Source organism: Tsukamurella asaccharolytica, assembly GCF_007858435.1.
GTDB lineage: Bacteria > Actinomycetota > Actinomycetes > Mycobacteriales > Mycobacteriaceae > Tsukamurella > Tsukamurella asaccharolytica.
This window is the reverse complement of the sequence record NZ_VIGW01000001.1, coordinates 25,138-44,642: the sequence shown is the minus strand read 5'-3', so window position 1 is coordinate 44,642 and position 19,505 is coordinate 25,138. Positions and strand designations below refer to the sequence as shown.

The following is a 19,505-nucleotide window of genomic DNA, read 5'->3' as shown; positions in this document are numbered from 1 at the left end:
GTACGTTACCGGGTCGCCGGACGGCCGACCGGGCACGACTCCCCCCTCCCGCGGGACGGGGCAGGGTCAGGGGAGCAGACACAGCGGCGCGATTCGTTCGGGGCCCGTGGTGGGCGTGCGAGGATCGCTCATCGAGTCGCCTCCGGCGCGAGAACGATCTGCTGCACGTCGAGGTACCCGGACCGGAACCCGGCCTCGCTGTAGGCGAGGTAGAACTCCCACAGCCGCCGGAACTCCGGCGAATCCGCCGGCGACGGCAGGCCGTCCGGATCCGCGAGGAAGCGCTCGCGCCACAGGCGCAGGGTCTGCGCGTAGTGCGCGCCGAAGCGGTGCCGGGCGAGGACGGCGAGGCCCGCCGCCCGCGCGGAGGCCGCGATCGCCTCGGTGGACGGCAGCATCCCGCCGGGAAAGATGTACTTCTGGATCCACGTGTACGTCCGTACCGAAGCGAGCATCCGGTCGTGCGGCATCGTGATCGCCTGCAGCGCGATCCGGCCGTGCGGGGCGACGAGTCGCGCCAGCGTCGCGAAGTACTCGTCCCAGTGTGCGGCGCCGACGGCCTCGATCATCTCGACGGAGACGATCGCGTCGTACTCGCCGTCGACGCTCCGGTAGTCGAGCAGATCGACCTGTACCCGATCGGACAGTCCGGCTGCGGCGATCCTGTCCAGCGCGAGGGCGCGCTGTTCCGTGGAGAGCGTCACCGAGCGGACGACGGCGCCTCGCGCCGCGGCCCGCAGGCAGAGTTCGCCCCACCCGGTTCCGATTTCGAGGACGCGGGTGCCGGGTCCGACGCCGGCGGCGTCGAGGAGGCGATCGATCTTGGCGCCCTGCGACTCCGCCAGCGCGGACCACTGCGGCCTTCCGGGTTCCCCGGCGCGGGTCACGCCCGGCGCGCCGTCGGGGAGCTCCGCGGAGGAGAAGAGTGCGCTCGAGTAGGTGAGGGTCTCGTCGAGGAACGCCGCGAAGAGCTCGTTGGAGAGGTCGTAGTGGTGGGAGACGTTGTCCCGCGTGTGATCGAGTGTGCCGATCTCGGTGCCGGGACGGGCGGTCGCGGCGAGGCGGCGCAGCGACTGCAGCCACCGTGGCACCAGGTCGGACATCCGCTCCGCAAGGGCGGTGAGAGTCGTGGCCAGGTCGGGTGAGTCCCACTCGCCGGCGACGTAGGCCTCGCCGAAGCCGATGAGCCGCGACGTTCCGATCCTTCGATGCACGGCGTCGGGGTCGTGCAGGACGATCGTCGGGCCCGGGGAGACGGCGGTGTCGCCGGTCGCGAGCGCGACGCCGCTGCGCCGCGCGGCGCGTGCGAGCAGGATGCGGGCCGCGCGCCCGAGGACGCGGGCACGGAGACCGGTGGGGACGGGGACACCGAGGTGGTCGGCTTGTGAGCTGTGGGACGTGAGTTCGACGGTCAACGGTGCGCCTTCCGATCGGTGGGGTCGGGACGGGGGACGAGCGGCAGGCCGGAGGCCCAGAGGCGGATGCCGTGCAGGCGGATCCGGACGGCGACGAGGAGCGGCACGAGCGGGGTGCGCAGTTGCGCCAGGAGGATCCGCTTCAGTGTGGCGTCCCGGCGGGTGCCGCGCCACTGGGCGATGAACGGCGCCTGGTCAGGACGCTCGAGCACGACGTCGATCGACAGCGTCGCCTCCGGTTCGGGCATCCGGAGCCGGTACACGCCGTCCACCGGGTTGAAAGGGGAGACGTAGAACGCCTTGGCCACCGACGTGCCGGACTGGGCCTCGGGCCCCAGTACGTAGGCGTGCCGCCCGCCGTACGTGTTGTGCACCTCGGCGACGATCGCGCGCACCGCTCCGGTCGCGTCGTGGCACCAGAAGACCGTGAGCGGGTCGAAGACGTAGCCCAGGCAGCGCGCGTTGAGGAGCGCCGTGATCGTTCCCACGGGGACGTCGGCGCCCTGCGCGCGCAGCGTCTGCTCCACCCGGCCGCGGAGGGTGTCGGCGCCCTCCGTCACCGGGAACAGGTGGTCGGCGGCCCGGAACGAGACGAGGGGACGCAGCCACCACGGGACCCGCGGCGGAGCGTCGACGTCGATGAGCCAGCTCGCGCTCCGGTACCGGAACCCGTGCCGCACGGGGGAGCGCCGCAGGTGCCCGATCTCGGTGTCGTACATCGCGGGCACCCCCGTCACGCCGCGCTCCCGACCACGCGGCGCGCTGCGCGCAGGCCTGAGGCCGCGCCGTCCTCGTGGAAGCCCCAGCCGTGGTACGCCCCCGCGAACGCGAGCCCGGGGCCCGAGATCTCGTCGAGGCGCCCGGCCGCAGCGACGGACTCGGTGGTGAATTCCGGGTGCTCGTAGGGCAGCTCGGCGAGCACCCGGGACGGGTCGACGAGGTCCGCGCCACCGAGCGTCACCAGCGCGGTCTCCCCGCCGCGCGGCAGGCCCATGAGCCGGGTCACGTCGTACGTCACGCACACCCGCCGGCCGTCGTCCGTGGCGAGGTAGTTCCAGGAGCCGCGGGCGTTCTCGGTACGCGGGAGCAGCGAGGTGTCCGTGTGCAGGAGAGCGGGATTCGGCGTGTAGCGGATCGCGCCCAACAGTTCGCGCTCCAGGGCGGTCGGAGCGTCGAGCAGTGAGAGCGCCTGGTGCGGATGGACCGCCACCACGGCACCGTCGAACTCCTCCGCGGCCCCGGTGTCGTCCACGATGCGCACGCCCCGGGGCGTGCGCGCGAGGCCGCGCACGCCGGTCGCCACCCGCACGTCGGCGATGCCCGCCGCGATCTTCTCGACGTAGCGCGCGGAGCCGCCGACGACCGTGCGCCACTGCAGCGAGTGCCCGACCGAGAGCATCCCGTGGTTCGCGAGGAAACGGAACAGGTAGCGGGCCGGGTAGGCGTCGACCCGGTCCGGCGGGCAGGACCAGACGGCCGCGACCAGCGGGCGGAGAAAGCCCTCCACCAGGCGCTCGCTGAAGCCCTCGCGCAGAACGAAGGCGCCGAGGGGCAGATCCGGCTCGTCGCTGTGCAGGTGGTGGCGAGCGCGGCGATGGAACCGCGGCACCTCCGCGAGCAGCCGCAGGTGGCGGCCGTCGGCCAGGTGGCGCGCTGTCGGCACGAGGCCCCGGATCCCCCTGCCGCCCGCGAACTCGACGCCGCGCACGTCGTCGCGGATCGACATGCTCATCTCCGCGTCGCGGGTCTCGACACCGAGCTCGTCGAACAGGCTGCACAGGACGGGGTACGTGTGGTCGTTGTGCACGAGGAACGCCGAGTCCACCCGAACCGGGGAGTCGAGCCCGAGGTCGACGGTGTGCGTGTGCGCGTGGCCGCCCAAGCGCGCGTCACGCTCGTAGAGCGTGACGCGTGCGGATCTAGTGAGTTCGTGGGCGGCGACGAGCCCGCTGACCCCGCTCCCGATCACCGCGAAGCGTCTGTTCGCAACGTTCATACCCGTCCTTCGGAGCCGCGCCGCCGCCGGATGGGATCGGGACCGGAGAGATTTCCCATGGCGTGTGCGCGGTGCGGTGGGGTTAGCGTGGAACCATGAGCATACGCGCATCCGCCGTCATCGACGCTCCCGTCGACGTGGTCGTCGACTGGTTCTCCCGCCCCGGAGCGTTCGCCCGTCTGCAGGCGCCCTGGCTGCCGATGCGGCTCCGTTCCCAGGCGACCTCCCTCGCCGACGGGGTGACCGTGATCGACCTGCCCGGGGGGCTGCAGTGGCGCGCGGTGCACGACCCGACGGCGTACGAGCCCGGGCGACGGTTCGTCGACGAGGTATCGGTGGACGGCGTTCGGTCCCTTCCCGCCGGCTTGTTCCCGTGGCGGCACGTCCACGGGTTCGAGCCCGTCGCCGCGGACCGCACTCGGGTGACCGACGAGGTGCAGACCCCCGTGCCGGAGCGGCTGCTGTCCGAGGTGATCGCCTTCCGGTACCGGCGGCTCGCCGGGGATCTCGCCGCGCACCGCCGGGCGGCCGACGCGGGCCTGGCGCCCGTCACCGTCGCGATCACGGGCGCGTCCGGGCTGGTCGGGTCCGACCTCGCCGCCTTCCTCACCACGGGCGGGCACCGGGTTCTGCGGCTCGTTCGCGGCGAGCCGCGGTCGGACGACGAACGCCGGTGGGACCCGGCGGCACCGGACCCCGCCGCCCTCGAAGGGGTCGACGCAGTCGTCCACCTGGCCGGGGCGAGCATCGCTGGACGCTTCACGTCGGCGCACAAGGAACGGATCGAAGCGAGCCGGATCGAGCCGACGCGGCTGCTGGCCCGTGCCGCCGCCCGCGCAGGCGTTCCGGTGTTCGTCAGTGCCTCCGCCGTCGGCTGGTATGGCCGCGACCGGGGCGACGAGGTGCTGACCGAGGAGTCGGCTGCGCCCGCGGAGCCCGACTTCCTCGCCGACGTGGTGCGGCGGTGGGAGGCCGCCGCGCACGACGGGGCGGGCGACGGGACCCGGGTGGTCACCGTGCGGACGGGCATCGTCCAGGCGCCGCAGGGCGGGACGCTCAAGCTGCTTCTTCCGCTGTTCCGGGCCGGCCTCGGCGGGCGGCTCGGTGCGGGCCGGCAGTGGCAGCCGTGGGTCGCTATCGACGACCTGGTCGACGTCTACCACCGCGCACTGTGGGACACCGGCTTGTCGGGCGCGGTCAACGCCGTGGCGCCGGGCGTCGTGCGTAACGAGGCGTACACGCGGGCTCTCGGCCGGGCGGTGCACCGGCCGACTCTGATTCCCGTTCCCGCGTTCGGTCCGGCACTCCTCTTGGGGCGGGAGGGCGCCGACGACCTCGCCTTCGCCTCCCAGCGGGTGCGCCCCGCCGTCCTGGAGCAGCGCGGTCACGCCTTCCGGTACCCCGCGGTCGACGACGCACTCGCGCACCTGCTCGGCGGCTGAACGCCTACGCGCGGGGGCTGCAGATCAGCCTGAGGTGGTGCGTGCGTGCTCTCCGGCGGGGACGATTCGCCGTCCAGCTCCCCCGGGGGTGTACCCGACATGTTCTAGAAACGACCCTTTCTGGGACAGTGCCGCCTAGCGGTTCTGCTCGGGGCGGGGAAGGAAGATCGGCTTGCCGAACGTGGTGAGAGTGTCGTCGGTGGCCTCGGTGCTGATCGCGACGGTGGCGTAGGTGCGGACCTGGACGCCGCCGATGCAGTTGTCGACGGCAATGCGGATGTCACGGGACATGACCTGGGCGTTGGGGCCGTCGACGGCCTTCTTCGCGTAGGGAATGTCCTTGGTGGTGCCGGGCTTGAGAATGCCGGAAATGTTGCCGGTCTCGGTGACGGTGTCCGAGAGCGTGCCCGACAACGAGCCGGTTCCGGTGCCCGAGACGCTGCCGCCACCTTGCCCGCCGCCGGAGCCGCCCTGCCCCTGTCCGGTGACGGTGCCGGACGCGCTGACTGTCGGCGTGGGCACCTTGCTGCGATTATGTCGTTCAGCGTCGGTTTGGGGGTTGACAAACCGTAGTGGTGTGATTGATTGCCGGGCATCACGCGACAACTCGTCGCACCAACCCGTGTAGGTCCCTGATTCGAGGAGCTTGTTGATGCCCGACAACCCCAACGCCAACTCGGCCGGCGGCCCGGCTGGCGGAGGCTTCAGGCGGCCACCGCAGCCGACGCCGCTCCCCGCCGGCGGGCCCCGGCACACCCGCACCGCCGCTGATGACACAGCGCAGATACCGGTCCAACGGCCCAAGGGGGCTGCGGCCGGATCAGACGCACAGCGGCCTCGTCTGTTGCAGCAGCGCCTGCAGGGTGCGTTCCTGACGATCATCGGTATCGCTGGGATCGTCGGCGGCGTCCTGTTCTCCATCGAAGCCCCGCGCTTCACCCCGGTGCCGGTGGTGTTCCTGACCTTCTGGCTCGTTATGGTCATCGTCGGCCGGATCCTGTTCACCGGCCTGAATAAGCTTCGTGCCGCCGGAGTCGGTGCGCCTGCACCGCATCAGGTGCGTGCAGCGGCCGCTGTTGCCGCGATCGTCGTCGCGGTCGGGATGATGGGCTTCGCCGCCACCAGCGCCGGCAGCGGTACCGCGCAGGCAGCACCGTGCCCGGGTGGAGGACCTGCCACCTGCGGACCGGACCCGAACGCTCCGACGCTGACGTTCACGCCGCCGCCCGCACAGACCAACGCACCAGGTGGGCAGCAAGGCGGCCAACAGGGCGGCCAGGACAGCAACGGGATCGCAACCTCCCCCGCCCAGGGCGGCGACAACGGCCCCGGCATCCAGGCCCAAACACCCGAGTTCGGCACCCCCGGCCAGCAGGCCCCGAACATCCCCGGCAACGAACAACCCGGCCAGGGCGGCCAGCAGCCTGCCCAGGGACAGCAGACCGGCCAGCAAAGCCCCGTACGGACCACTGCGCCCGGTCAGCCGCAACAGACTGGGCAGCCCACCCAGTCCGGTCAGCAGCCCACATCGACGGTGACCGTTACCCAAACTCAGTCCCAGTGCCCTGCACCTGGCGCAGCAGGCGCACCCGGACCGGGCGGCCCCGGTGGCGGTGTCCCTGGCGGCGACGGCGGCACGACGGGCGGGCCCGATAGTGACAGCTAAGGACGGAGCGCCTTCCTGGGCATACCTCGTCGCGGAGGCGACCGGAGTGATGGCAGGACGGCGGCGTAACACCGGCGGCGCACCTACGCCCTCCGCAGATGCGCCGACTGATGCAGCCAACGACACGGCCTCGCTCGTCGACGACTCGGCGGACCAGGCGCCCGCTAGCGAGCAGCCGATCGCGTCCGCTCCGGACGCCGCTTCATCAGATACCACTGATGAGCCGAGCAGCGCCGATCAGCCATCGGACGGAACGATCACCAGAGAACTGCCGGAAGACGACTCAACGAGCGTGCTTCACAGCTACACATCCACAGGCATGCGAGTCCCGATGCCCGGCGAGTACGGTCCGTTCACGCCAGAGCAGCAGGCAGCACAACAGCAGCTCCCGGACCTCAGCAACCCCTTCCCTGCGTCACCTGAAGTGCCGACGCAACCTGAGGTGCCAACGGAACCTGAACCTGTCCTGACGCCGACTCCCAATCCGCTTGGGCTTGTGGATCCCACATTGCCCGCCCTTGAGCCCGGAAACGGGTTGGTCTACGGACCTCCGAGCAATCCGGATCTACTCGCGAGAGTTCCCCGTCCAGACACTTCATCTACCGAAGATATCGCAGGTGTTCTAAGCAGCGGATCGACCGCGCTCGGCGCCATTTCCGCTCCGTTCCAAAGTGGACTACCCCGGTTCAATACAGGAACCCGACAGGCATCACCCTCCCGGTGGACGATACCTAAAGGGATACGCGATACCGGCGTCAAACTCGGGACCCGATGGGGTTACGCAGGAATCGCAATGGAAGCCGCCTCGGGAATCACGGAACTCGCCAATGGTGGGCCTATCGGCGAAACTGTAGGAAAGAGTTCCGGCGCGATAGCAGGTGGTCTGGGAGGCGCGTGGGCCGGAGCCGCTGTGGGCGGAATGATTGGCGGACCACCTGGCGCGTTTGTTGGGGCTGCACTTGGCGCACTTGCTGGAACTGATCTTGTTAGCAGAGGCGGAAGATCTGTTGGAAAATGGATCGGAGGCCTGTTTAGCTGATGTCTCACGGAGGTGCACAGTGGGCGCTTTGGGCGATCGCTGCAGTTAGCTTGCTCGGGAACTTCTACACCCTAGCTACGGAACGCGAACGAAGATTGAACGAGGCTCCATCGCTAGCGTGGATGTTCTGGCTGTCGGCGATAGTGCTGTCGGCTTCAATCGGAGCTTCCATAGCAATCCTGCAAAATGCCGGCGCCGGAGCAGCCTCTGCCGCGATGGTATTAATCGCAGCCTTAGTTGTTTCGATACGAAGCACTCAATTCTTCCGAATGTTCGGTAGAGTGATCACCATGGTAGATAAGTAGGGTTCGCTATGTCGCCGTCGATGTGGAAGTGGGAATTTCTATGGATCAACTGCTAGCGGTACTTCTTTCGTGCGCGGCTATTGTTGTAGGTTCATGTGCACCGTTGGGGAGTCGGAAGCGCTTAGGCGTCGGCCTGAGCCTGTGGGCGCTGGGGAGCGCTGCAGCCATTGCGTCGCTACTGCTGTTCCGTGTAAGCGACAAGACGCATTTTTGGATATGGGTGACCGGGATCTTTGTTTCTTCGCTCGCTATTCTTTCTCAGGTTGTTCTGGCTTGGCGTCAGAAAGTCCGCAGCGTTCAAACGTAGGCGCGCCCTTAGTGCCCCGGCGCTGTTGCTTGGAGTCCTCGAACTACGCGACGTCATTAATTAACTGGACCCGCCACCGTCCCTGGCAGAAGACGAACGATCGTTCATGAGACAGTCCGGCTGCTGACGCGTTCGCCCAGGTCGAAGGTGTAACGCGACCCGTGTCCGCAACAACGTTACGCAACCCTCCGTTTTTGAGACAGTCGTGGCGTGTGAGTCGGTCATGCACGGGGGTCGGCCCGCGCCGCGACCAGCTGCTCCGAGAACTTCATCGACAAGGCCTCCGGCAAGCGCGCCACGCGGCGCACCCTCGACAGTGCGCTGCCGCTGGCCAACCGCGGAGGCGACCAGTTACCAAGCGAGGCCGGACCTCCTCTGAACAGCGACTGGTTCACACGTCCCAGGTATGCACGGGATTCCCCTCGTGCATCAGCTGTACGTAGTCGGCGAGCATGCCGCGCAGCGCCTGCGCGCGGGACTCGCCCGCGGCCTCGCGGTTCGCGACGGCCTGACGCTGCCACGACGAGCCCGTCCGGCGCTGGATACACCGGCCCTCCAGGACCTGCAGGTACCGCTCGCGCGACTTCGACCCGACGCCGTACGCCTCGAGGCCGGAGTCCATGAGCGGGAGCAGGCGGCGGAGCACCAGCTCGTCGGGCCGGATCCAGCCGACGTTCGGCCAGTACAGCCCGGCGTCGAAGGCGTCGCGGGCCCCTGAGTGCAAGTTCTCGGTGGCGGCGTCGAAACTCATCTGCGTCCAGATGGGGCGGTCGGCCTCCACCAGCGCCCGGACCACGCCGTAGTAGAAGGCGGCGTTCGCCATGGTGTCCACCACCGTCGGGCCCGCGGGCAGCACGCGGTTCTCCACGCGCAGGTGGGCGTGCCCGTCCACGACGTCGTAGACGGGCCGGTTCCAGCGGTAGACGGTGCCGTTGTGCATCCGCAGTTCGGGTAGCTCGGGCGACTCGCCGCGGGCGACCACCTCCAGAGGATCGACGTCGCTGCAGACCGGCAGGAGCGCCGGGAAGTACCGGGTGTTCTCCTCGAACAGGTCGAACGTGGAGGTGATCCATCGCTCACCGAACCAGACCCGGGGACGCACGCCCTGATTGCGCAGCTCGATCGGCCGGGTATCGGTTGCCTGCTCGAACAGCGGGATACGGGTCTCGTGCCAGAGGGCCCTCCCCGCGAGGAAGGGGGAGTTCGCGGCGATCGCCACCTGCACGCCCGCGATCGCCTGCGCGGCGTTCCAGTGCGCCGCGAAGTCCTCCGGAGCAACCCGCAGGTGCAGCTGCAGCGAGGTGCACGCCGCCTCGGGAAGGATGGTGTCGGAGGTGATGTCGAGCCGCTCTCCGACCACCGCGCCGGGCAGGGGTGCGCCTTCGATATCGATCTCGATGTCCTCGCCGCGTGCCGCGAACACCTGCTCGTTGAGCAGGTCGTAACGCGGGTTCGCGGAGAACCACTGCTTGCCGAAGTGCTCCTCCTCGAGCGTCGGCAGCATGCCGATCATGACCAGGTTCGAGCCCGCGGCGCGGGCGCGCCCGTCGGCCCGGTTCAGCGATTCGCGCAGCGAATCCTCGAGGTTCTCGGTGCTCTGGTCGACGAACGGCCTGGGCGCCACGTTGATCTCGATGTTGAACTGGCCCAGCTCGGTCTGGAAGTCCGGGTCCGCGATGGCGTCCAGCGCCTCCGCGTTCGCCATGGCCGGCTCCATCTCGTCGTCGACGAGGTTCAGCTCCACCTCCATGCCGAGCAGCGGCTCGGGCGGCGCACCGTCGTCCGTGAACAGGCCCTCGGCCAGCATCCGGGCGATGGCGTCCGTACCGCGCTGGACCTGGCGGCGGAACCGCATGCGGTCCTCGCGCGTGAACACCCTGGCATCGACATCGGCACCCATGGTTCGCAGCTTTGCAGAAGCGTCGCGGCGCTCGCGGCCGAATCGCTAGAGCCGCACGATCGGCAGGTACCGCGCGATCTCGCCCGCGCGGGAGCCGCTGGCCGCGAGGTCGGCGGCCTCCGCCGCTTCGTCGACGGTGACCGCGCCCGTCGCCAGTCGCAGCCAGACACGCGGCGCGCACTCCACGACGTTCGGGGGCGTGCCCCGGGTGTGCCGAAGGCCCTCGATGCACTGCACGGCGACGAAGGGGGGTACCCGCACCTCGACCGATCCGCCCGGCGCGTCCTGTGCCAGTGTGCGGGCCGTCGACCGTACCGCGGCGGCGACCGCGGCCCGCGGGGGAGAGGGCGCGTCGTCGTCGACGATCCAGTCCCGGACCGCCAGTACCGCGGCCCGCATCGCCGCCGGATCGATCGCCTTCGCCACTCGTGCTCCCTGTCCTCCGGGAAGAAACCTACTCGTCGATTCGTTTCCGCTGGCGGGTCGGTCCTACAATCGGGTCAGGCCATGCCCCCAGCCCCAGGAGTCAGCCGTGCCGCAGCTTCCGCTCAGCGTCGTCAACCCCGCTCCACTCGATGAGGGTGAGGAGCAGGAGCCCCGGGAGGAGTGCGGCGTCTTCGGCGTCTGGGCCACCGGGGAGGACGTGGCGAAGCTCTCCTACTACGGCCTCTACGCCCTGCAGCACCGCGGCCAGGAGGCCGCCGGCATCGCGGTCGGCGACGGCCAGCAGGTGCTGGTCTTCAAGGATCTCGGCCTGGTCAGTCAGGTCTTCGACGAGCAGACGCTGAGCTCCATGCCCGGCCACGTGGCCATCGGCCACTGCCGCTACTCGACCACCGGCTCCACCACCTGGGAGAACAGCCAGCCGATCTTCCGCACCACCAGCGCGGGCAACGGCGTGGCGCTCGGCCACAACGGCAACCTGGTCAACACCGCGGAGCTCGCAGAGCGGGCCGTCGAGGTGGGCGTCGTCGGCGGCCGCCCGCGCAGCGCGGGCACCTCCGACTCCGACATCCTCACGGCGCTGCTGGCGCACGCAGCCGCCGACCGCACGCTGGAGCAGGCGGCGATGGAGTTGCTGCCCACGGTCAAGGGCGCCTTCTGCCTCACCTTCATGGACGAGCACACCCTCTACGCCGCGCGGGATCCGCACGGCGTGCGCCCGCTTTCGCTGGGCCGCCTGGACCGCGGCTGGGTGGTGGCGTCCGAGACCGCCGCGTTCGACATCGTCGGCGCCTCGTTCGTCCGCGACATCGAGCCCGGCGAACTGCTCGCGATCGACGAGGACGGCGTGCGTTCCACCCGCTTCGCCGAGCCCACCCCGAAGACCTGCATCTTCGAGTACGTCTACCTCGCCCGCCCCGACTCGGTGATCCACGGCCGATCGGTGCATTCGACGCGCGTCGACATCGGACGACGCCTGGCGCGTGAGCACCCCGCCGACGGCGATCTGGTGATCCCGGTACCGGAGTCGGGCACGCCCGCGGCCGTCGGCTACGCCCAGGAATCGGGCATCCCCTACGGCCAGGGCCTGATGAAGAACGCCTACGTCGGCCGCACCTTCATCCAGCCCTCCCAGACCATTCGCCAGCTCGGCATCCGGCTCAAGCTCAACCCGCTGCGCGAGGTGATCCGCGGCAAGCGGCTCGTCGTCGTCGACGATTCGATCGTCCGCGGCAACACCCAGCGCGCCCTGATCCGCATGCTCCGCGAGGCCGGCGCCGCCGAGATCCACGTGCGCATCGCCTCATCGCCGGTGAAGTGGCCCTGCTTCTACGGCATCGACTTCGCCTCTCCGGCCGAGCTCATCGCCAACGGCGGCGGCGCCGACTCCATGGAGGCGATGGTCGAGTCGGTCCGCGCGGCGATCGGCGCCGACTCGCTGGGCTACATCTCGCTCGACGAGATGACCGCGGCCACCGAGCACGCGGGCGAATCCCTGTGCCGGGCCTGCTTCGACGGGGTGTACCCCATCCCGCTGCCGGAGTCGACGTCGATGGGCAAGGCCGTCCTGGAGAACATGCTCAAGGCCGGCACGCAGGGCGACCCGCTGCAGGCCGAGAACGACAACGCGTCCGCGCTGCGTCGTCCCTGAGCGGGGCCGGCCCGGCGCGGGCCCCTGACTGCGCTGGACGCCCGCCGTCTCCCGGTCCGGTAGCCTATGAATCCGTGACGGATTCCAACACCCACCCGCCGCAGGGTGCCTCGTACGCCGCTGCAGGAGTCGACATCGAGGCCGGTGACCGGGCCGTCGAGCTGTTCAAGCCGCACGCGAAGCGCGCGACCCGCCCCGAGGTCCTCGGCGGCCTCGGCGGTTTCGCCGGCCTGTTCGCGCTGAAGAAGTACCGCGAGCCGGTGCTCGCCGCGTCCACCGACGGCGTCGGCACCAAGATCGCCGTGGCGCAGGCCCTGGGCAAGCACGACACCGTCGGCATCGACCTCGTCGCCATGGTCGTCGACGACCTCGTCGTGACCGGCGCCGAGCCACTGTTCCTGCAGGACTACATCGCCGTCGGCAAGGTGGTCCCCGAGACCGTCGCCGAACTGGTCGGCGGCATCGCCGAGGGCTGCGTCCGCGCCGGCTGCGCCCTCCTGGGCGGCGAGACCGCCGAGCACCCGGGCCTCATGGCCGAGGGCGAGTACGACCTGTCCGCGACCGGCGTCGGCGTCGTCGAGGCCGACGAGGTGCTCGGCCCCGACAACGTGCGCGCCGGCGACGTCGTGATCGCCATGGCGAGCTCCGGACTGCACAGCAACGGCTACAGCCTGGCCCGCAAGGTGCTGCTCGACTGGGGCCACATGGACCTCGGCGGCTATGTCGAGGAGTTCGGCCGCCCGCTGGGCGAGGAGCTGCTCGAGCCCACCGCCATCTACGCCCTCGACTGCCTGCGGCTCGCGCAGGAGACGCAGGTCCGCACGTTCTGCCACGTCACCGGTGGCGGACTCGCGGCCAATCTGGGCCGCGTGATCCCCGACGGACTTGTCGCCGAGCTCGATCGCAACACCTGGAGCCCGTCGGCCGTGTTCGCGCTCATCGCGCAGCGCGGGCGGGTGGAGCAGGCCGAGATGGAGAAGACCTTCAACATGGGCGTCGGCATGGTCGCGATCGTCGCGCCCGAGGACGTCGACCGCGCGCTGGCCGTGCTCACGGCACGCCACATCGACAGCTGGGTCCTGGGCACGATCAAGAAGTCCGACGGTGCCTCCACCGGAGCGGTACTGAGCGGATCGCACCCGAAGTTCTAGGAACGCCGGAGGCACCGTGACCCGTGGTCACGGTGCCGTGCCGGAGATGCGAGCGGGAGGGCGCGACGCGCGTCAGGCGCGGCGCCACTCCTCTTCGCGGTACGGCTCTCCCGCGACGTCGCTCCACTCGGGGTGTGTGGCGAGAACATCGGCCTCGTCGGTCACGCCACCCGCCAGCTCGTCCTGCAGCCTCTTCAGGTCGGTGCTCGGGGTGCTGTACTTCAGCTCCCGTGCAACCTTGGTCTGCTTCGCCTTAGCCCGGCCGCGGCCCATGGGGGACCCCCTTGCGCAATGAAGGGGCGGCCAGCTACCGGATCAACCGGTGGGTGGCGGCCCCTTTCTCCGTGTAGTAATTCTTCCTGCCGTCCAGTTTAGCGTGCTCGCGCCGTTGATGCTGCCGCCCGGGTGTCAGTCGGCGCGTTTGAGGGCCTTCGTGGCGTCCTTTTCGACCTTCGGGGGCAGGTCACCGGCCTCGAGGAGGGCGCGCAGCCGGTCGGGTCGGGTCGCGCGGAACAGGTCCCGGACGGTCGCGCCGTGCGCCGGGACGTGCGCGACGACCACCGGATCGCCGGCCGCCACAGGACCGGGTTCGAGGACGCGGAGATACGCCCCGGAATCGCCCCTGGCCATGAATCGCGCCAGCCAATCGTCCTCGCCGGACCACAGCGCGAAGGTGCGGCACGGCGTGCGGGGGATCGTTACCTCAAGCTTGAGCGTCGCCCCGACCCGAAGCCGGGTACCCACCACGAGGTCCGTGGTGTCGCCGTCGAGGCGCAGGTTCTCCCCGAACCAGCCGGGCGGGAGCTCGCGACCGAGCTCGTCGGCCCAGCGCCGCGCCTCGTGCTCGGAGTAGGCGTAGACGGCCTGTTCCTCGCCACCGTGGTGCCGGGTGTCGCAGACGTGGTCGGTGACCGGACCCAGCCGGCCCACGTCGACGGGCCCGTCGGCGGGCCGCTTGTCGATGGCGGTGCGCTGCTCCGGCCTGCGCGGATCGAGCTGCCGCTCCTCGCCGACGACGCAGACCGCGACGACCCTGGTCGGCGTCATCGGCCGCGCAGCCGATCGACCGCGGACCGTCCGGCTTGCTCTGCGGCGTCCGCCGACGGCGTGACGTCGGTGTCGATCGCGGCGGCCGCTCCGCCAGCGTCGAGCTTCGCGTCGTCCGGGACCGACCGCTTGATCAGCGCGAGAGCGAGGGGGCCGTAGTCGGCGTGTTCGACGACGGTGCCGAGTCGTCCGACGGTGCGCCCGTCCAGCGTCACGGGGTCGCCCGTCGCGGGCCGGGCGTCGGCGGAACCGTCGAGGTGCAGGAGCACGAGGCGGCGCGGTGGCCGGCCCAGGTTGTGCACGCGCGCGACGGTCTCCTGCCCGCGATAGCAGCCCTTGTCCAGGTGCACGGCGGTGTCGATCCAATCGACCTCGTGCGGGATGGTCTTCTCGTCGGTGTCGACGCCCTGCCGGGCGCGGGCGGCGGCGACCCGTCGGGCCTCGTAGGCCCAGGTGCCTGCCGGGCGCGCCCCGGCGGCGACGAGGGCCGCGAAATCCGCGCCGAGCCGCTCCCGCGACACGACGAGGTTCACCTCGCCGGGCTCGCTGCGGCGGACCCCCTCCACCTGGGCGGCGACGGTCTCGGCCTCGGGGCCGATCACGGTCAGCACCGCGAGATCGTCGCGCGCCTGCACCTGCACGTCGGACCGGAAGACCATTCGCTGCAGGTACGTGGCGAGGTCCGGGCTCAGCGGCGCCTCCGGGGGCGCGAGCGCGGCCGGCTCGGTGTCGAGGTAGGTGGTGCCGTCGACGTCGATGAGGTGGAAGTGGTCGAGCACGCGGCCGCTGCCGTCCAGATTGAGGTTCTGCGTCGCGGTGCGGTCCGGCAGGTGCTTCAGGTGCTGGCTGGTGATCGAGTGCAGCCACGACAGGCGCTCGGGGCCCGTCAGGGTGATCACGCGGCGATGCGAGCGGTCGATCACCGCGGCGCCGCGTTCGGCCGCCCGCTGCTCACCGAAGGGATCCCCGAAATGCCAGGTCACGCCGGTATCCGGAGTGCCCTCCGGGTTCATGATGCCGGACGTGGAATGTTCTTCGGTCGACACTCCCCGAGCTTACCCCGGTGGCTGCGCGGCGCTCCGGGGCGTCGAATACTGTTGCCGCCATGGCATCCGTGGTGGTCACCCTGGACGGTTCCGTGCGCGCTCCCGACGCGCCCCTGCTGTACGCCGACGACCTGGGCGCGGTCCGCGGTGACGGCTGCTTCGAGACCCTCCTGGTGCGCGACGGCGCGCCGCTCAAGGGGCGCGCGCACCTCGATCGGCTGGGCCGTTCGGCCGCCGCGCTCGGCCTCCCCGCGCCGAACGACGGCGCGTGGTGGGCGGCGATGCAGCGCGCCGCGATGCTCTACGGCGAGGAGGCGGGGAGCGCCGAGGGGGCGCTGCGGCTCGTCTACACGCGGGGCCGCGAGTCCGATCCCGGCACGCCCACCGCGTACGTCATGGTGAGCCCCCTGCCCGAGCGGGTGCGGGCGGCTCGGGCCGAGGGCGTCTCGGCCATCACCCTCCCGCGGGGCTATTCGACGGCGCTCGGCGCGGACGCGCCGTGGCTGCTCCTGGGCGCGAAGACGCTCTCCTACGCCGTGAACATGGCGGCCGCGCGGTACGCCGCCGAACAGGGCGCCGACGACGTGATCTTCACCTCCAGCGAGGGACGCATCCTCGAGGCGCCCCGCGCCACCGTCGTGGTCGCCCGCGGCCGCACTCTGGTCACCCCGCCCGCGGAGCAGGGCATCCTGCCGGGCACCACGGTGCGCGCCCTCTTCGACGCCGCGGAGGACAAGGGCGTACGCACCGCCGTCGAGCCGCTGTTCCCCGCGGACCTCGTCATGAACGACGGGGTGTGGCTGGTCTCGTCGATCACGCTGTGCGCGCGGGTGCATACGCTGGACGGCCGCGCCCTGCCCGCCGCGCCCATGGACGGGACGGTCCGGTCGCTCATCGAGGCCGGGATCGAGAACACCCCGTAGTTCCGGCCTTCACGTTCGCGCAGGTTCGGTGAGGAAGAATTCAATCGGACAATCCCGGCGCTGCCCTCGGACGGGCTTCGACGGGCATAGCGTCGCGGGATGAGCACCAGCGAGCACACCGGTGTCCAGGGCGACCAGCTCGGCACCAGCCTCAAGCCTCGGCACATCACGATGATCTCGATCGCGGGCGTCATCGGTGCCGGCCTGTTCGTCGGATCGGCGAACGCGATCAAGCTCGCCGGTCCGGCGGTGCTGATCTCCTACAGCCTGGCCGGGCTGTTGGTGGTCCTGGTGATGCGGATGCTCGGCGAGATGGCGACGGCGCACCCCGACACCGGCTCCTTCTCGACGTACGCGGAGCGGGCACTCGGGCGCTGGGCGGGGTGCAGCATCGGGTGGCTGTACTGGCTGTTCTGGGTGCTGGTGATCCCGGTCGAGGCGACGGCGGCCGCGGTGATCCTGTCGAAGACGGTGGGCGGCCCGCAGTGGTCCTGGGCGCTGCTCGTGGTGGTGCTGCTCACCGTGACCAACCTCTTCTCGGTCGGCAACTACGGCGAGTTCGAATTCTGGTTCGCGCTGATCAAGGTCCTGGCCATCGCGGCCTTCCTGGTGCTGGGCGCGCTCGCGATCTTCGGCGTGCTCCCCGGCTCGGGGGTCTCCGGAGTGCACCACCTGTGGGACACAGGAGGCTTCATGCCGAACGGCGCGGGGGCGGTGATCGCGGCGATGCTCACCACCATGTTCACGTTCATGGGCTCGGAGATCGTGACGATCGCCGCCGCCGAATCGCCCGAGCCCGCCAAGGGCATCACCAAGGCGGTGAACTCGGTGGTCTGGCGCATCTGCCTGTTCTACATCGGTTCGATCTTCGTGATCGTGGCGCTCGTGCCGTGGAACACGCTCGACTCGGCGACGGGCTCGTACCAGGCGGTCCTGAGCGGCATGAACATCCCTGCCGCCGCGGGGATCATGGACGTCGTGGTGCTCGTGGCCGTCGCCTCGTGCCTCAACAGCGCGCTCTACACCGCCTCGCGGATGCTGTACTCGCTCGCCAGCCGCGGCGACGCGCCCCGCGCGGCCGGCCGGACGACGAAGCGGGGCGTTCCCGCCGTCGCGGTCCTGGCGTCGATGATCCTGGGCTTCCTCGCGGTGATCGGCAACTACGTCCTGCCCGAGAAGCTCTTCGGCTACCTCCTGGCGACGACGGGCGCGGTGGCCCTCTTCGTCTACCTGGTGATCGCGGTCAGTCAGATCGCCCTGCGCCGCCGGGAGAGCACCCCGTCGCCGCTGCGGATGTGGTTCTTCCCGTGGGCCACCTACGCGGTGATCGCGTTCATCGTCTTCGTCATCGTCGCGATGATCGTCGACGAGAGCCAGCGCAGCGCCGTCGGGCTCTCGACCGCCCTGGCCGTCATCGTGGTCGCCGCCAGCGTGGTGCATCAGCGGCGCGCGGATCGACGGATCAGCGCCCCGACCGCGTGAGCGCGCGGGAGGTCCCGCCCCGGCCCGCGACGTGTGCTGCGTCTCAACACTTGGGATCGACGGGCTGAACTACTACCATCAGTAGTACTTACTACCGGATGTAGTAGTGCAAGCGGCCGGCGACGACGCCGGCCCGCCCCCTCGGCCCAGGGAGTACGCAGTGACCGCATTGGACATCGCCCGCTGGCAGTTCGGCATGACCACGGTGCTGCACTTCATCCTCGTGCCGCTGACCATCGGCCTGGCACCGATGGTCGCCACGATGCAGACGATCTGGGTCGTGACGGGCAAGCGGGCCTGGCTCAAGGCGACGAACTTCTTCGGCAAGCTCTACCTCATCAACTTCGCTCTCGGCGTCGCCACCGGCATCGTGCAGGAGTTCCAGTTCGGCATGGCCTGGAGCGAGTACAGCAAATTCGTCGGCGACGTCTTCGGCGCACCGCTCGCGCTCGAGGGCCTCGTCGCCTTCTTCATGGAGTCGACTTTCCTCGGGCTGTGGATCTTCGGCTGGACGAGGCTGCCGAAACTGGTTCACCTGGCCTGTATCTGGCTCGTCGCGGTCGGCGTGAACGCCTCGGCCTTCTTCATCATCGCCGCGAACTCGTGGATGCAGCATCCCGTGGGCGCCAGGTTCAACCCGGAGAAGAACCGCGCCGAGCTCACGAGCATCTGGGAGGTGCTCACCAACTCGACCACCCTCGCGGCCTTCCCGCACACCGTCTTCGGCGCCTGGCTCACCGCCGGCACCTTCGTCGCCGCGATCGGCGGCTGGTGGATGGTGCGCGGAATGCGCAAGGGCGATCCCGACGCGATCGAACTGGCGAAGTCCATGCGGCCCGTCACCCGGTTCGGCCTGGGCGTCATGATCGTCTCGGCCGTCGGCCTGGGCATCACCGGCGATGTGCAGGCCAAGCTCATGTTCGAGCAGCAGCCCATGAAGATGGCCTCCGCGGAATCGCTCTGCCACACCGAGACCGGCGCCAGTTTCTCCCTGCTGACCATCGGCACGCAGAACAACTGCGAATCGGTGACGCACGTGCTGCAGGTGCCGTACGTGACTTCCTTCCTCGCCAACGGCGACCCCAACTCGACCCTCAAGGGCGTCACCGAGCTGCAGGCCGAGGCCGTCGAGAAGTTCGGTCCCGGCGACTACCGTCCCAACCTCTTCGTTTCCTACTGGGCGTTCCGCGCGATGATGGGCTGGTCCATCGGCTCGGGCGTGCTGGCCGTCGCGGGCCTGTGGGTCACCCGCCGTGGCCGCATCCCGAATCAGAAGTGGTTCAGCCGGATCTGCCTCATCGCCCTGCCGACGCCGTTCCTCGCCAACACCTCCGGCTGGGTCTTCACGGAGATGGGCCGCCAGCCGTGGGTGGTGGTGCCCAACCCGGAAGGCGACCCGACGATCCGGCTCACCGTGGGCCAAGCCGTCTCCGGGCACTCGGTCACGATGATGGCCTTCTCCATCATCACTTTCGCCGCGGTCTACGGCACGCTGTATCTCCTGTGGTTCTTCCTGCTCCGGCGGTACGTGATCAAGGGGCCGAACCTGCACACGCCTCTGGACCCGCCCCACGACGACGATCCGCCGGGAGACGAGCCCTCCGGCGACGATCCGCCCGGCGACGATCCGCCCGGCGACGAGCGCGGCCGGAAGGCATCGTCGGAACACCTCTCGTTCGCGTACTAGGAGG

At 70.0% G+C, this 19,505-nt stretch carries 16 protein-coding genes; 7 read left to right on the top strand and 9 right to left on the bottom strand.

What is annotated here, in order from left to right:
- Window positions 1-128: 128 nt before the first annotated feature.
- Genes FK529_RS00210 through FK529_RS00200 form a run of 3 tightly spaced genes read right to left on the bottom strand, consistent with a single transcriptional unit; the run spans window position 129 to window position 3,411 of the window.
- A complete protein-coding gene (locus FK529_RS00210) occupies window positions 129-1,415 on the bottom strand; it encodes an SAM-dependent methyltransferase (RefSeq protein ID WP_193559641.1) in 1,287 nt (428 codons plus the stop codon).
- The gene (locus FK529_RS00205) at window positions 1,412-2,134 is read right to left on the bottom strand and encodes a DUF1365 domain-containing protein (protein WP_146559459.1); all 723 of its coding nucleotides are present in this window, start codon (window positions 2,132-2,134) and stop codon (window positions 1,412-1,414) included. Before FK529_RS00205 ends, FK529_RS00210 begins: the two co-directional genes overlap by 4 nt.
- A 14-nt stretch (window positions 2,135-2,148) precedes the next feature.
- Window positions 2,149-3,411, bottom strand: coding sequence for an NAD(P)/FAD-dependent oxidoreductase (locus FK529_RS00200; RefSeq protein WP_146558431.1), 1,263 nt, complete (start codon window positions 3,409-3,411; stop codon window positions 2,149-2,151).
- 95 nt (window positions 3,412-3,506) lie between these two features.
- Between FK529_RS00200 and FK529_RS00195 the strand changes: the two genes are divergently transcribed.
- Window positions 3,507-4,853, top strand: coding sequence for a TIGR01777 family oxidoreductase (locus tag FK529_RS00195; RefSeq protein ID WP_146558429.1), 1,347 nt, complete (start codon window positions 3,507-3,509; stop codon window positions 4,851-4,853).
- A 135-nt stretch (window positions 4,854-4,988) separates the two neighbouring features.
- On the opposite strand, the gene FK529_RS19910 is transcribed toward FK529_RS00195, so the two are convergent.
- The gene (locus tag FK529_RS19910; protein ID WP_158635010.1) at window positions 4,989-5,375 is read right to left on the bottom strand and encodes an MspA family porin; all 387 of its coding nucleotides are present in this window, start codon (window positions 5,373-5,375) and stop codon (window positions 4,989-4,991) included.
- A 130-nt stretch (window positions 5,376-5,505) separates the two neighbouring features.
- Between FK529_RS19910 and FK529_RS00185 the strand changes: the two genes are divergently transcribed.
- Window positions 5,506-6,519 (top strand): hypothetical protein, encoded by a 1,014-nt coding sequence (locus FK529_RS00185; RefSeq protein ID WP_158635009.1) that lies wholly within the window; start codon window positions 5,506-5,508, stop codon window positions 6,517-6,519.
- Window positions 6,520-8,561: 2,042 nt separating this feature from the next.
- Here the strand turns inward: FK529_RS00185 and FK529_RS00180 are convergent.
- Window positions 8,562-10,070 (bottom strand): glutamate-cysteine ligase family protein, encoded by a 1,509-nt coding sequence (locus FK529_RS00180; RefSeq protein ID WP_146558423.1) that lies wholly within the window; start codon window positions 10,068-10,070, stop codon window positions 8,562-8,564.
- A 45-nt stretch (window positions 10,071-10,115) separates the two neighbouring features.
- Window positions 10,116-10,469, bottom strand: a complete 354-nt coding sequence (locus FK529_RS00175) for a sterol carrier family protein (RefSeq protein WP_166436361.1) — start codon at window positions 10,467-10,469, stop codon at window positions 10,116-10,118.
- Between the two features lie 133 nt (window positions 10,470-10,602).
- On the opposite strand from FK529_RS00175, the gene purF reads away from it, so the two are divergent.
- Together purF and purM are read left to right on the top strand one after the other, a co-directional pair.
- Entirely contained in the window at window positions 10,603-12,165 is a 1,563-nt protein-coding gene (gene purF, locus FK529_RS00170; protein ID WP_146558419.1) for an amidophosphoribosyltransferase, read from the top strand.
- A 74-nt stretch (window positions 12,166-12,239) separates the two neighbouring features.
- Window positions 12,240-13,316 (top strand): phosphoribosylformylglycinamidine cyclo-ligase, encoded by a 1,077-nt coding sequence (gene purM / locus FK529_RS00165; RefSeq protein ID WP_146558417.1) that lies wholly within the window; start codon window positions 12,240-12,242, stop codon window positions 13,314-13,316.
- Window positions 13,317-13,388: 72 nt separating this feature from the next.
- Here purM and FK529_RS00160 read toward each other — a convergent pair whose 3' ends face one another.
- The 3 genes from FK529_RS00160 to ygfZ all read right to left on the bottom strand — a co-directional run bounded on the left by FK529_RS00160 (window position 13,389) and on the right by ygfZ (window position 15,376).
- Complete coding sequence (locus FK529_RS00160; RefSeq protein WP_146558415.1) at window positions 13,389-13,589, bottom strand: DUF3073 domain-containing protein; 201 nt, start codon at window positions 13,587-13,589, stop codon at window positions 13,389-13,391.
- Window positions 13,590-13,724: 135 nt separating this feature from the next.
- A complete protein-coding gene (locus FK529_RS00155; RefSeq protein WP_146558413.1) occupies window positions 13,725-14,363 on the bottom strand; it encodes an MOSC domain-containing protein in 639 nt (212 codons plus the stop codon).
- Window positions 14,360-15,376: a CAF17-like 4Fe-4S cluster assembly/insertion protein YgfZ gene (gene ygfZ, locus FK529_RS00150; protein ID WP_146559457.1), complete on the bottom strand. Its 1,017-nt coding sequence runs from the start codon at window positions 15,374-15,376 to the stop codon at window positions 14,360-14,362. Before ygfZ ends, FK529_RS00155 begins: the two co-directional genes overlap by 4 nt.
- Before the next feature lie 92 nt (window positions 15,377-15,468).
- On the opposite strand from ygfZ, the gene FK529_RS00145 reads away from it, so the two are divergent.
- The 3 genes from FK529_RS00145 (at window position 15,469) to FK529_RS00135 (ending at window position 19,501) form a co-directional block, all read left to right on the top strand.
- The gene (locus tag FK529_RS00145) at window positions 15,469-16,332 is read left to right on the top strand and encodes an aminodeoxychorismate lyase (RefSeq protein WP_146558411.1); all 864 of its coding nucleotides are present in this window, start codon (window positions 15,469-15,471) and stop codon (window positions 16,330-16,332) included.
- A gap of 99 nt (window positions 16,333-16,431) precedes the next feature.
- A complete protein-coding gene (locus tag FK529_RS00140) occupies window positions 16,432-17,814 on the top strand; it encodes an amino acid permease (RefSeq protein ID WP_146558409.1) in 1,383 nt (460 codons plus the stop codon).
- A 160-nt stretch (window positions 17,815-17,974) separates the two neighbouring features.
- Window positions 17,975-19,501, top strand: coding sequence for a cytochrome ubiquinol oxidase subunit I (locus FK529_RS00135; RefSeq protein WP_146558407.1), 1,527 nt, complete (start codon window positions 17,975-17,977; stop codon window positions 19,499-19,501).
- The last annotated feature ends 4 nt before the right edge of the window (window positions 19,502-19,505 follow it).